This window comes from Hoeflea marina (assembly GCF_003182275.1).
GTDB classification, from domain to species: Bacteria; Pseudomonadota; Alphaproteobacteria; order Rhizobiales; family Rhizobiaceae; genus Hoeflea; species Hoeflea marina.
Map to the genome: position 1 here is coordinate 40873 of NZ_QGTR01000010.1, position 11839 is coordinate 52711.

An 11839-nucleotide genomic window follows, 5' to 3' on the forward strand; every position below is an offset into this window, starting at 1 on the left:
AAGCCGCGCTTCATCCAGATCAAGGGCATCAACATGGACGCCGATGTCGGCGCCCACATGATCTACATCGCCAACACCGACGTGCCCGGCATGATCGGTTTCATGGGCACGACACTGGGCGACGCCGGCGTCAACATCGCCAATTTCCAGCTCGGCCGCGAGAAGGAAAAGGGTGAGGCGATCGCGCTTCTGTATGTCGACGGCGTGGTCGAACAGTCGGTGCTCGACAAGCTGACGGCCCATCCGGCGATCAAGCAGGCCAAGCCGCTGGTCTTCAACGTGGATTGAGACGGGGGCATTGCGTGCCTGAATTTGCCGCCTCCCGGGACGAAAGTTTCGGGGGGCGGTTTTGGTATTGGAGGGAGGCCTGACCTGAGACGGTAGCTGCGACATGACCTGAGACCCGAGTTCCCTGCAGTTTTTGGGGATCAGAGCATCCCAACTCACCCCCCCCGCTCCGCCCACCAGATCCCTCCCAGCACCAGCACCAGCACCAGCACCAGCACCAGCCCCAGCGCCACCACGTGATACACCTGCATCCTCTCCCCCAAAATCATCACCGAGAGGATCGTTGCGAAGATCGGGACCAGGTTGATGAAGATGCCGGTGCGGCTCGAGCCGATCAGCTCGTTGCCCGTGATGAACAGCACCTGCGAGACGAGCGAGGGCATGACGGCGGTGAAACCCGCCACCACCGCCGGCGGGGCCGGATCGGCAGGGCGGTTCGATCGGGTCCGGTCCCGCGCCCGAGAAAAACGCCGTCCGATGTCACATTCGCCCGCGCCGGCTCGTCTTGTTCATGAAGCATCCCAAAGGAGCCATGAACATGAAAATAGTCATCATCGGAGGAACCGGCCTTATCGGATCCAAGACCGTTGCGAAGCTGCGCGAACGCGGCCATGAAGCGATTGCCGCCGCACCGTCAACGGGGGTCGACACGATCACCGGGGCGGGGCTGGAGGTGGCGCTCGCGGGCGCGTCGATCGTCATCGACCTCGCCAACTCGCCGTCCTTCGAGGATGCGGCGGCCATGGAGTTCTTTGAGACCTCCGGCCGCAACCTGCTTGCCGCTGGGAAGAAGGCGGGCGTCGCCCACCACGTCGCCCTCTCGGTGGTGGGCACCGCCAAGCTCCAGGCCAGCGGCTACTTCCGCGCCAAGCAGGCACAGGAAGAGCTGATCGCGGCCTCCGGCCTTCCCTACACGATCATCCACTCCACCCAGTTCTTCGAATTCATGGGCGCGATCGCGCGCGCGGCGACCCTGGGCAACGAGGTGCGGTTGTCGTCGGCGCTGATCCAGCCGATCATCTCCGACGACGTGGCCGAAGCGGTGGCCGACATCGCGCTCGGCGCGCCGGTGAACGGGATGGTCGAGATCGCCGGGCCGGACCGCGAGCCGATGGACCGCATGGTCGCGCGCTTCCTGTCGGCAGCACAGGATCCGCGCGTCGTCGTCACCGATCCCGCGTCGACCTATTTCGGCGTCGTGCTCGACGAGACCTCGCTCGTGCCGGCAGGCCCGGCCAGGATCGCTGCGACCCCGTTCGACACGTTCCTCGGCCGCGGCGAGTTGCGGACATGAGCCGGTTGAAGCTCTATTATGCCCCAGGCGCCTGCAGCCTGGCCGACCACATCGCGCTGCACGAGGCAAGCGAACCGTTCGACATCGAGCGCGTCGATATCCGCACGCACATGACAGAGCACGGCGTCGACTTCAGGACGGTCAGCGCCAAGGGCTACGTCCCCGCGCTGATCCTCATCGACGGTGAGATGCTGACCGAGAACATCGCCGTGCTCGACTATCTGGCGACGATCCATCCGCAGCTTGCGCCTGCCGGCCCGCTCGGCCGCAGCCGGCTGATCGAGGCGCTCGCCTTCATCTCGACCGAACTGCATCGCGCCTTCAAGCCCATGTGGCACGGAGGCTCCGAACGCGACGTCGCGCGCGCGGCGAAGACGGTCACCGGCCTGCTGGACCTGATGGCCGGCGGCCTGAAAGGCCCGTTCCTGTTCGGTGAACAGCCGACGGTCGCGGACTTCTATCTGTTCGTCATGCTGCTCTGGGCCGAGCGCTTCGACGTCGCGGTGCCGGCGTCCATGTCCACTCTGCGGCAGAAGATGCGCGAGCGGCCGGCTGTGCGCACAGCGATGGCTGCCGAAGGCCTCAACTGAAACCAAACCTGATACTATGTGCAAAGGAGACCACCATGATACCTCGCATCCACGAACCTTTTTCAATGGCGCCCGCCGGCATCAAGGCCATGTTTGCCGTCGAGGCATCGATTGCCAACAGCGGCCTTGAGAAGAGCCTGCTGCACCTGGTCAAGCTGCGGGCGTCGCAGATCAACCGCTGCGCCTTCTGCCTTCACATGCACGCGACCGACGCCCGCGCTGACGGGGAAACCGAAATGCGCATCTTCCTTCTCGACGCGTGGCGCGAATCGAGCCTCTACACCGCGCGCGAGCGCGCAGCCCTGGCCTGGACGGAAGCGTTGACGAACGTTGCGCAGACGGGAGCGCCGGACGAGGATTATGCCCTGGTCGAGGCGGCGTTCAGCGAGGCCGAGCGTGTCAACCTCACCCTTGCGATAGGCTCGATCAATCTGTGGAACAGGCTTCAGATCGGCTTGCGGGCCATGCACCCCGAACCAGAGGCAAAGGCTGATGCAGCCTGAAACACCAGATCTTTTCGAGGCGCAGCGGCCACGGCTGCTGCGTCTCGCCTACCGGATGCTGAGTTCCGTCTCCGATGCGCAGGACGTCGTCCAGGATGCCTGGCTGCGCTGGCAGCGCGCGGATGTGTCCGAGGTCCAGAATGCACCGGCATTCCTGAGCCGGATCGTCACCCGGCTCTGCCTCGACGCGATGAAGTCCGCCCGGGTCCGGCGAGAGACCTATATCGGAAGCTGGCTGCCGGACCCCATGCCGGAGCCGGACGACGACCTCAGGGCCGACAATCTGACCCTCACCCTGATGCTGGCCCTGGAGCGGCTGTCACCACTCGAACGCGCGGCGTTCCTGCTGCATGACGTCTTCGACATGCCGATGGACGAGATCGCCGCGACGCTGGACCGCGACGTCGCGGCCGTCCGGCAACTGGCCTCGCGCGCCCGGCGCAATGTGCAGGCCGACAAGCCAAGATACTCCGTCTCTCGCGATGAGGGCGACAGGATCGCCAGGGCATTCCTCGACGCCACGCGAACGGGCAATGTTGGTGTTCTCCAGACGATCCTTGCCGATGGCGTGCGGATCGTGTCCGACGGCGGCGGCAAAGTGCTGGCCTTTCCCAACGCAATCGTCGGTCTCGACAAGGCGCTTCGCCTTTACGAAGGCCTGTTCCGCAAATACGGCGACGTGGAAACCATCGTTCGCCTGGTCTGGATCGACGGACTTCCGGGCTATATCAGCAGGTACAACGGCACGCTGCAGACCACGTCCTTCGAAATCGAGGACGGCCGGATCCTTGCTATCTACAAGACACGGAACCCGGAAAAGCTGCAGCACGTGACGGGAACCGGCGGCGCAATCCACTGACGCGCCGGACAGGCCCGGATTTCACCTTTTCCACCGCTCCGCCAGCCAAATCCCCCCCAGCACCAGCACCAGCACCAGCCCCAGCGCCACCACGTGATACAGCTCCAGCATCTCCCCCAGGATCATCACAGACAGGATCGTGCCGAAGATCGGCACCAGGTTCATGACCAGGCCGGCGCGGTTGGAGCCGATCATGTCGTTGGCGCGGATGAACAGCACCTGCGAGACGAGCGAGGGGAAGAGGGCTGCGAAGAGCATCAGTTCCCAGCCCGAAGGCCTGCCGGCTGATCTGCTGCTCACGTTAAAGCATTGTACAGAATGGACGATTGCCCCTAATCATGACGGATGCCCGCTTCCTTCAAAGCACAAGCTTTTGACCCAACCGGTGCTGCAGCGTCGATCAGTCCGGAACGTCGAGCGATGCTCCGAGGTGATCTACGATCGCCCGCACTTTCGCCGATGGCCTTGGACCTGCCGGGAAAACAGCATAGACTTCGGCCGGATCGAGCCGGTAGGGCTCCAGCAGATGCTTGAGCTGGCCGGTGCGCAGTTCCTCTCCTGCCATGACGCGGGTCACCAGTGCGATGCCCAGCCCCGCCACAGCAGCCGCCAGAATGCCCGGCGCCGAATTGATCCAGAGTCTTGCGGAAACATTGAGGGAGGTGACGGTCTGATTGTGCGTGAAGCGCCAGCTCTCGCGACCAAACAGGCCATGCTGAACGATACAATCGTGTCTGGCGAGCTCTGCCGGATTGGTGGGGGCGCCATGTGCTGAGAGATAGGCCGGTGCGGCGACCACCAGTCGCTCGACCAGCGCCAGCCTGCGGGCGCCGAAGGTGGAATCCTCCAGCGGTCCGACCCCCAGGCGAATGGCGACATCGACCCCATCCGTGATAAGGTTCTGGCGCGCGTCGCTCATGATCATCTCGACCCGAAGATCCGGATGCCGGGCCAGGAACGTTGCCAGCGCCGGAATGATCACGCGCGTTCCGTAGAGCACGGGCATCGCGAGGCGGATCACGCCGTGCAGCGAGTCCACGCCCCGAGTTGCCTGTTCCGCCTCCTCCATCTCCGCGAGCAGGTGTTTCGCTCGTTCCAGATATAAGGTGCCAGCTTCCGTCAGGGAGATGCTGCGGGTGGTGCGCAGCAGCAGCGTCGTGCCCAGCCGCGCCTCCAGCGTACCGACGATACGCGATATCGAGGGCTGCGAGAGCTTCAGTTCGCGCGCCGCACGCGAAAGACTGCCGCTCTCCGCCACACGGACGAACACAACCATTTCCTGCCAGCGATCACTCATTCGAAATCCGGATATATGTTGTTCGCATCGAATGGATACACCTTCTTCCCCGGATAACCTAATTCCTGGCTCACAGCGACTTCACAGCAATCCGGAGAATGACAATGAAACTTCAGGACAAGCTCGACGCGATGCGCGAGGATTTCGAGAGCGGACGCTTTCCGCTGGTGCCGACCCGCGACCAGCTCGACACGATGCAGCGGGCGACCCGGTTGCTGGCCGACAGTGGCCAAGCCGATTGCGCCCTGAAGGCCGGCGATACCGCGCCCGACTTTTCGCTCGAGGACGCGGACGGCAACAGCGTGGATTCGCGTGCGCTGCTGGCGCGGGGGCCGCTGGTCGCAACCTTCTATCGCGGCGTCTGGTGCCCATATTGCAACTACGACCTTCAGGCGCTGGAGGAAATCCGGCCCGCCATCGAAGAGCATGGCGCGAGCCTCGTCGCAATCTCTCCCCAGACGCCGGCCAACTGCCGCAAGTCGCAGCGCGACAACAAGCTCGGCTTTCCGATCCTGAGCGATGCCGGCACGGCCGTCGCCGCGGAGTTCGGCCTGCGCTTTTCGCTGCCGGATGATCTCATCGAGGTCTACAGACAGTTCGGCAACGATCTTCAGAGGATCAACGACGACCCGGCCTGGGTGCTGCCGATGCCGGCACGCTATGTGATCGGGACCGATGGCGTCATCGCATATGCCGAGGTCAATCCCGACTATACGCGGCGCCCCGATCCGTCCGATCTGTTGCCGGTGCTTGACCGCCTGCGGGCCGGTTACCCGGCCTGAACCTGCCCATCCTCACAAGACCAGCCCAGCCGCGCCATTCGATCACACTCCGGCCGGTCTGACCTCTCATTCAAAGGAGCATTCTTTAATGTCAATCAAGATTTATGGCGATCCCGGCTCTGGCAGCCGGCGCCGCGTCGTCTCCGCAGCAGCGATCATGGGCGTCGAGATCGAGCTTGTGACCGTCGATCTCTTCAAAGGCGAGAGCCATACGCCCGAATTCCTGAAGCTTAACCCTCATGGGCTGACGCCCGTGATGGTGGACGGCGACGTCGTTCTCTACGAGGCGTCGGCGATCAACATTTACCTGGCCGAGAAAGCCGGCTCGGACCTGCTCGGCAGTTCGCCCGCTGAACGTTACCAGATATTGCAGTGGATGTTCTGGTCGGGTGAGCAGTGGCGGACATTCGCGACGCTCACGTTCGATGAACGGATCACGAAGCGCTTCATGGGTCAGCCGGAGGACAGAAGCATCGTCCAGTTGGCGGCCGACAAGATCCGAGCGGCCGCCGCCGTGCTTGACGCCCACCTGGCGGAGCATCGGTTCATCGTCGGTGATCACCTGACGCTCGCAGACATCGATATTGCCGCTCCCTTTTCGCAGAACGCTCGTACCAAGGTGCCATTCTCGGAGTTCCCGAACCTTGTCGCATGGCAGCAGCGGCTGCTCGAGACCGTGCCGGTCTGGGCGGAGACGAAGCGGGAAGTGGATGACCGTATCGACACCGCGTTGGCTGGTGCAGGGATAGAACTATGAACGCGGATTACGAACTCTTCTGGGTCAGCGGCAGCCCCTACGCCTGGCGGGTGCAACTGGCGCTCGGATACAAGGGCGTGCCCTATATCTCCCGCCGTATGGACTCGGCCCAGTTGGCGGAACGCTCGCCCGCTTTCCTCCACCTCAATCCGCGCGGCAAGGTGCCGGTGCTGAAGACTGGCGACGCGGCGCTCTACGAATCCGTGGCGATCATCGCCTTCCTGGATCGGGCCCATCCCGCCGTACCGCTGTTCGGGCAGACGGCGCAGGAGCACGGCCGCATCTGGCAGCGGGTGAGCGAATTCGAGAACTACACGCGAGACCTCTTCGACGTGGAGATCATCCGGCCGCTGTTGCGCGGTCATGCGAAAGACGATCCAGAGGTCATGCGCGTGTCCGCTGCCCGGGCGTATGATGCGCTTGGCTGGATGGAGCGGGCGCTGTCAGAAGCGCCTTATCTGGCGGGAGACGAGCTCACTGCAGCGGATATCGTTGCGCTGCCCAACATACAGATGCTGCGTCGGGTTGCGGCGCGTCCGGAAGCCATCGAAATGGTGCTTGGCCTCGAAGACCTCGGCGCGCGCCTGCCGGCATTGGGCGCGTGGCTGTCGCGGATGGAATCCATGCGCGGCTATGACGCTGCTTACCCACCGCACTGGCGGAGTTGAACGGGAGCAGGCAGCGCGCACGCGATGTGACGTCTGCCTGCCACAACTCTCTGATGCCAACACCACTCCGGATGAGTCATCGCTTTCGGCACAGCTTCTGCAGAACGCCAGCGGCAGCATCCTGCTCATCCACTCCGCAAAACCGGTTCAATTTCATAGTGACCCAATAATGGGATAAAAGAAATATTACCCCGAAATTGGGTCAGTTCCGCGGCTGTTCCGCCCGCTTCCCCCGTTCGGCCAGCCAGATGCCGCCGATGACCAGCGTCAGCGCGAGCACATGGTAGATGTGCAGCGCCTCGCCGAGGATCAGCACGCTCATCAGCGTGCCGAAGATCGGCACCAGGTTCATGAACAGGCCGGCGCGGTTGGAGCCGATCATGTCGTTGGCGCGGATGAACAGCACCTGCGAGACGAGCGAGGGGAAGAGGGCGGCGAAGAGTACCAGTTCCCAGCCGCGCAGGTCCGGCCAGATGACGTCGCCATAGCCAATCTCCCAGGCGGTGAAGGGCAGCGAGGTGATCAGCGCCGCGCCGGAGAGCACGGTGATCATGCTCTGCCAGCTGATCGCCGGCTTGTAGCGCAGCGCCACCGAATATCCGCCATAGAGCACGACGGCTGCAAGCATCAGCGCGTCGCCGACATTGAGGTCGAGCGCCAGCAGCCGCGACAGACTGCCGCCCGAGGCGGTGAGGATGACGCCCGCCACGGTGAGCAGAAAGCCGAGCATCTGGGCGCCCGTGGCGCGGATGCGGAAGATGAGGAAATTGGCGAGGAAGATCACCATCGGCATGCCTGCCTGCTCGATGACGACGTTGATGGCCGTCGTGTGATGCAGCGCCGAATAGAGCAGCACGTTGAAGCAGGTGAAGCCGAGCGCGCCATAGGCAAACAGGAGCGGCAGGTTGGCGCGGATCAGCGCGCGCTCGCGGGCGATGTGGCGGAAGCCGAAGGGCAGCATGATGACGAAGGCCACCGCCCAGCGCAGCGAAGTCAGCATCATCGGCGAGATGTGGCCGACGGCGAGCTTGCCGGCAATGGCATTGCCGCCCCAGGCGAGCGCGGTGAGAACGAGAAACAGGTAGGCGCGCAGAACCAAATCTCTATCCTGACATGATTGGCGGCTAAAGCGCATCGCATGAATTCAGATTCACGCGATGCGCTTTAGCTCTGTGCAATGATGCATGTCGTGATCCCGAAACCGCTGCAGACTTTCGGGCGACATGCATTAAGGCCGTCGCGTGACTTTCGCTCCGGGCTTGGGGGCCCGGCTCTTCGTGACGTGCATGCCGCGATCGGCAAACCGCTGCAGGCGTTCGGGCCGTCGCGCCGGGGGGGGGCGCGGCCATTGATTCGGGTGCCGGTCGGGCTTTTCGGCGGTTCGAGGGCGCGGGATCGCCCGCCATGCAAGCCTGTTTGCCAATCGAAGGCCGTTTTGTCACGCAAAAAGCAGGGACCGGGCCCGCGCAAGGGTCGATTTCCGCCGGGCAAGCCTCTATAGATGCGCGGGTTTGATAAGGGGTCCCTGTCGGGGCCGAGACATGAGGGTACCATGGCAAATGTCGTAGTCGTCGGTTCGCAATGGGGCGACGAAGGAAAAGGCAAGATCGTTGACTGGCTGTCGGAGCGCGCCGATGTGGTTGTGCGCTTCCAGGGCGGCCACAATGCCGGCCATACCCTGGTCATCGACGGCGTGAGCTACAAGCTGTCGCTGCTGCCGTCGGGCGTGGTGCGCCCGGGCAAGCTCGCCGTCATCGGCAACGGCGTGGTCATCGACCCGCATGCGCTGCTGGCCGAGATCGAGCGGCTCGGCAAGCAGGGCGTCGTCGTCAATGCCGACAATCTGCGCATCGCCGACAACGCGACGCTGATCCTGTCGCTGCACCGCGAACTCGACGGCATCCGCGAGGACGCGGCGTCCAATTCCGGCACCAAGATCGGCACCACGCGGCGCGGCATCGGCCCGGCCTACGAGGACAAGGTCGGCCGCCGCGCCATCCGGGTGATGGATCTCGCCAATCTCGACACGCTGCCGGCCAAGATCGACCGGCTGCTCACGCACCACAACGCGCTGCGCCGCGGCCTCGGCCAGCCGGAAGTGTCGGTGGACACCATCCTTGCGGAGCTCACCTCGGTGGCGGCCCAGATCCTGCCGTTCCGCGAAACCGTATGGCTGCTGCTCGACAAGGCGCGGCGGCGCGGCAACCGGATCCTGTTCGAGGGCGCGCAGGGCACGCTGCTCGACGTCGACCACGGCACCTACCCCTTCGTCACCTCGTCCAACACGGTGGCGGGCCAGGCGGCCGCCGGATCCGGCCTCGGGCCGGGCTCGGTCGGCTATGTGCTCGGCATCACCAAGGCCTACACGACGCGGGTGGGCGAAGGGCCGTTCCCGACCGAACTGTTCGACGAGACCGGCCAGTTCCTCGGCGAGCGCGGCCACGAATTCGGCACGGTGACGGGGCGCAAGCGCCGCTGCGGCTGGTTCGACGCGGCGCTGGTGCGCCAGTCGGTCGCCGTCAACGGCATCACCGGCATCGCGCTCACCAAGCTCGACGTGCTCGACGGACTGAAGGAACTGAAGATCTGCGTCGGCTACGACCTCGACGGCGAGCGCATCGACCATCTGCCGGCCAGCCAGGGCGCGCAGGCGCGGGTGACGCCGGTCTACGAGACGATCGAGGGCTGGGACGGCACGACGGTCGGCGCCCGCAGCTGGGCCGAGCTACCGGCGCAGGCGATCAAGTATGTGCGCCGCATCGAGGAGCTGATCAGCGCGCCGGTGGCGCTGTTGTCGACGAGCCCCGAGCGCGACGACACCATACTTGTGACCGACCCGTTTGAAGACTAGTTTGAAGCCCAACACGAAACTACCGCGCAAGCGGGGATCAGGAACCCAAGGCACACGATGGCGGATTTTGTAGCAGTCATCCGGAAGGCAGTCGGCAACCTTTCGGAGAATACGCCCGAAAACCGGGCCAAGGTCTTCGAGAAGGCGCGGGCCGCCATCCGTCGGCAGCTCGAGGCGATCAATCCGCCGCCCTCCGAAGAGGTGATGAAGCGCCAGCTCGACAAGCTCGATGCGGCCATCGCCGAGGTGGAAAGCGAGCACGCCGAGGCGCTGCCGGTCGAGCATGACGCCGACGCGCTGATGGCGGAGCTCGAGGCGCTGGTGGAGAAGAGCGAGCAGGCCCGGCCCGCTCCGGCCGCTCCGGACGCGCCGGTGATGCCGGCGGCCGCGCCGCCCCGCGCCACCCCGCACGCCGCCCCCACGCACGCCGCAACCCCGCCCGTTGCCCCGCCGAAGCCGGCCGCGCCGGTTGCAGCCCCTGCACCGCAATGGCAGCCGGAGGCGCCGGTTGCGCGTCCGCCGGAACCGGAGATGTCGGCCAACCGGCTGCGCCCGATCAGCGGCGACGAGCATGACGACGCCTTCGGGCTCAACGAGCCGCGCGAGGCCCCGCGCCGGCAGCCGCGCGAGACCCTGCGGCGGCCGAATGCCGCCCGTCCGGCCGCGTCCGGCAGACCCTCACGCCGCGGCGCCGCAAGGCTCGCGGCCATCGTCGCGGTGCTGGTGCTGCTTGTCGCCGGCGCCTATGCTGCCTGGAGCCAGCGCAGCGCGCTCGAGGCGTTTCTCGGTCTCGGCGCCAGCCAGACCGAGACGGCGGCCGACCAGCCGGCCGATGCGGCCCAGACGCCGGTCGCAGAGCCGGCGGCCGAACCGGTGCCCGAGGTCGAGCCGGAAGATCCCGCCGACACCGAGGTGGCGCTGGCCACGCCCGCCGAGTCCACCCCGGCCGTGCCCGCCGCCGGCGAGGCCGCGCCGGGCGGCAAGTTCACCCAGCGGCTCAACGCCGACGGCACCGAGACCGATCCCGGCCCGGCCCCCGAAGCCGAGGACCAGACCGCGGTCGAGGGACGCTCGGTGGCGGCGCTGACCGAGACGGCTGCGGGCGAGGGCGGCGTGCAATCGGGCGAGACGGCCGCGCCGGTCGGCGAACAGCCGCCGGCCGAGGCGGCGCCCGTCACCGACCAGCAGCAGACCGCGCCGGCCTCGCAGCCGATCGGCGTGGCGCAGAAGATGTTCCTCTACGAGGAGCGGCTCGACCAGCAGTCGCCGACGGTGACCGAGGGAACCGTGGTCTGGTCGCTGGTCACCCAGCCCGACGAGACCGGCAAGAACGATGTCGCCGTCCGCGGCGAGATCAACGACCCGGACAACGGCCTCTCCGCGCTCATCACCATCAAGCGCAACACCGACACCTCGCTGCCCGCCAGCCACATCATCGAGGTGGTCTTCGCCGTGCCTGGGGATTTCGCCGGCGGCTCCATCGACCAGGTGCAGAGGGTGGCGCTCAAGCAGACCGAGCAGGACCAGGGCGACCCGCTGATCGCGGTCTCGGCCAAGATCACGCAGGACTTCTACATGATCGCGCTCAACGACCTGGCGTCTGCCGTCGATCAGAACACGACGCTGCTGCGCCAGCGCAACTGGATCGACATCCCGGTCATCTACACCAATGGCCGCCGGGCGCTGATCACGCTGGAAAAGGGCACGAGCGGCGTCGAGGTGTTCAGCCAGGCGCTGGACGCCTGGGCGCGCCCGTAACGGCGCTGCGGCTGGCCTGAAGCCTCCGCGGATGGACATTGCGGCAAGATGGGTGGCTTCTCCCTCGCCCTTCGAGGGCCGCTGGCGCGGCCACCTAAGCAACCGTGTTTTTGGTTTTCCCAGAACACCTGTCTTTTGACGATTGTGTTGATCATTGTGATGAGCTTTCGCATGGCGGCGACGATGGCGACC

Annotated in this window: 13 protein-coding genes and 1 pseudogene; 10 read left to right on the forward strand and 4 right to left on the reverse strand. The window is 65.4% G+C overall.

Features of this window, described 5'->3' with window-relative positions:
* A pseudogene (locus DFR52_RS23475) lies at window positions 1-288 on the forward strand (phosphoglycerate dehydrogenase); the annotation flags it as partial.
* Window positions 289-443: 155 nt separating this feature from the next.
* On the opposite strand, the gene DFR52_RS23480 reads toward DFR52_RS23475, so the two are convergent.
* Entirely contained in the window at window positions 444-692 is a 249-nt protein-coding gene (locus tag DFR52_RS23480) for an EamA family transporter (RefSeq protein WP_245415467.1), read from the reverse strand.
* A 134-nt stretch (window positions 693-826) separates the two neighbouring features.
* Between DFR52_RS23480 and DFR52_RS23485 the strand changes: the two genes are divergently transcribed.
* From DFR52_RS23485 to DFR52_RS23500, 4 genes are read left to right on the forward strand one after another with little or no spacing between them, the layout of a single operon-like run.
* Window positions 827-1582: an SDR family oxidoreductase gene (locus tag DFR52_RS23485; RefSeq protein WP_110034536.1), complete on the forward strand. Its 756-nt coding sequence runs from the start codon at window positions 827-829 to the stop codon at window positions 1580-1582.
* Complete coding sequence (locus DFR52_RS23490; protein ID WP_245415468.1) at window positions 1579-2172, forward strand: glutathione S-transferase C-terminal domain-containing protein; 594 nt, start codon at window positions 1579-1581, stop codon at window positions 2170-2172. Before DFR52_RS23485 ends, DFR52_RS23490 begins: the two co-directional genes overlap by 4 nt.
* Window positions 2173-2207: 35 nt before the next feature.
* Window positions 2208-2675 carry a carboxymuconolactone decarboxylase family protein gene (locus tag DFR52_RS23495; protein WP_110034524.1) on the forward strand — a complete coding sequence of 156 codons (468 nt, stop codon included), beginning with the start codon at window positions 2208-2210 and terminating at the stop codon, window positions 2673-2675.
* Window positions 2665-3534 carry a sigma-70 family RNA polymerase sigma factor gene (locus DFR52_RS23500; RefSeq protein WP_110034525.1) on the forward strand — a complete coding sequence of 290 codons (870 nt, stop codon included), beginning with the start codon at window positions 2665-2667 and terminating at the stop codon, window positions 3532-3534. The genes DFR52_RS23495 and DFR52_RS23500 overlap by 11 nt, the downstream gene beginning before the upstream one ends.
* A gap of 21 nt (window positions 3535-3555) precedes the next feature.
* Here the strand turns inward: DFR52_RS23500 and DFR52_RS23505 are convergent, their stop codons facing one another.
* Entirely contained in the window at window positions 3556-3834 is a 279-nt protein-coding gene (locus DFR52_RS23505; protein WP_245415469.1) for an EamA family transporter, read from the reverse strand.
* Window positions 3835-3934: 100 nt separating this feature from the next.
* Window positions 3935-4831 (reverse strand): LysR family transcriptional regulator, encoded by an 897-nt coding sequence (locus tag DFR52_RS23510; protein ID WP_170132340.1) that lies wholly within the window; start codon window positions 4829-4831, stop codon window positions 3935-3937.
* 104 nt (window positions 4832-4935) lie between these two features.
* Between DFR52_RS23510 and DFR52_RS23515 the strand changes: the two genes are divergently transcribed.
* The 3 genes from DFR52_RS23515 to DFR52_RS23525 all read left to right on the forward strand — a co-directional run bounded on the left by DFR52_RS23515 (window position 4936) and on the right by DFR52_RS23525 (window position 7038).
* The gene (locus tag DFR52_RS23515) at window positions 4936-5613 is read left to right on the forward strand and encodes a peroxiredoxin-like family protein (RefSeq protein ID WP_110034527.1); all 678 of its coding nucleotides are present in this window, start codon (window positions 4936-4938) and stop codon (window positions 5611-5613) included.
* Between the two features lie 88 nt (window positions 5614-5701).
* Complete coding sequence (locus DFR52_RS23520) at window positions 5702-6370, forward strand: glutathione S-transferase family protein (protein ID WP_110034528.1); 669 nt, start codon at window positions 5702-5704, stop codon at window positions 6368-6370.
* On the forward strand, window positions 6367-7038 hold the full coding sequence (locus DFR52_RS23525) for a glutathione S-transferase family protein (RefSeq protein WP_110034529.1): 672 nt from the start codon (window positions 6367-6369) through the stop codon (window positions 7036-7038). The genes DFR52_RS23520 and DFR52_RS23525 overlap by 4 nt, the downstream gene beginning before the upstream one ends.
* 202 nt (window positions 7039-7240) lie before the next feature.
* Here the strand turns inward: DFR52_RS23525 and DFR52_RS23530 are convergent, their stop codons facing one another.
* Window positions 7241-8137 carry a DMT family transporter gene (locus DFR52_RS23530; protein ID WP_110034530.1) on the reverse strand — a complete coding sequence of 299 codons (897 nt, stop codon included), beginning with the start codon at window positions 8135-8137 and terminating at the stop codon, window positions 7241-7243.
* Between the two features lie 453 nt (window positions 8138-8590).
* On the opposite strand from DFR52_RS23530, the gene DFR52_RS23535 reads away from it, so the two are divergent.
* Window positions 8591-9889: an adenylosuccinate synthase gene (locus tag DFR52_RS23535; RefSeq protein ID WP_110034531.1), complete on the forward strand. Its 1299-nt coding sequence runs from the start codon at window positions 8591-8593 to the stop codon at window positions 9887-9889.
* Between the two features lie 57 nt (window positions 9890-9946).
* Window positions 9947-11647 carry a hypothetical protein gene (locus DFR52_RS23540; RefSeq protein ID WP_110034532.1) on the forward strand — a complete coding sequence of 567 codons (1701 nt, stop codon included), beginning with the start codon at window positions 9947-9949 and terminating at the stop codon, window positions 11645-11647.
* The last annotated feature ends 192 nt before the right edge of the window (window positions 11648-11839 follow it).

Excerpts from the sequence above, each read along its gene's own strand:
- DFR52_RS23500 (WP_110034525.1), top strand. The coding sequence starts at position 2,665 with ATGCAGCCTGAAACACCAGATCTTTTCGAGGCGCAGCGGCCACGGCTG.
- DFR52_RS23510 (WP_170132340.1), bottom strand. The coding sequence starts at position 4,831 with ATGAGTGATCGCTGGCAGGAAATGGTTGTGTTCGTCCGTGTGGCGGAG.
- DFR52_RS23540 (WP_110034532.1), top strand. The coding sequence starts at position 9,947 with ATGGCGGATTTTGTAGCAGTCATCCGGAAGGCAGTCGGCAACCTTTCG.
- DFR52_RS23525 (WP_110034529.1), top strand. The coding sequence starts at position 6,367 with ATGAACGCGGATTACGAACTCTTCTGGGTCAGCGGCAGCCCCTACGCC.
- DFR52_RS23490 (WP_245415468.1), top strand. The coding sequence starts at position 1,579 with ATGAGCCGGTTGAAGCTCTATTATGCCCCAGGCGCCTGCAGCCTGGCC.
- DFR52_RS23515 (WP_110034527.1), top strand. The coding sequence starts at position 4,936 with ATGAAACTTCAGGACAAGCTCGACGCGATGCGCGAGGATTTCGAGAGC.
- DFR52_RS23495 (WP_110034524.1), top strand. The coding sequence starts at position 2,208 with ATGATACCTCGCATCCACGAACCTTTTTCAATGGCGCCCGCCGGCATC.
- DFR52_RS23520 (WP_110034528.1), top strand. The coding sequence starts at position 5,702 with ATGTCAATCAAGATTTATGGCGATCCCGGCTCTGGCAGCCGGCGCCGC.
- DFR52_RS23485 (WP_110034536.1), top strand. The coding sequence starts at position 827 with ATGAAAATAGTCATCATCGGAGGAACCGGCCTTATCGGATCCAAGACC.
- DFR52_RS23535 (WP_110034531.1), top strand. The coding sequence starts at position 8,591 with ATGGCAAATGTCGTAGTCGTCGGTTCGCAATGGGGCGACGAAGGAAAA.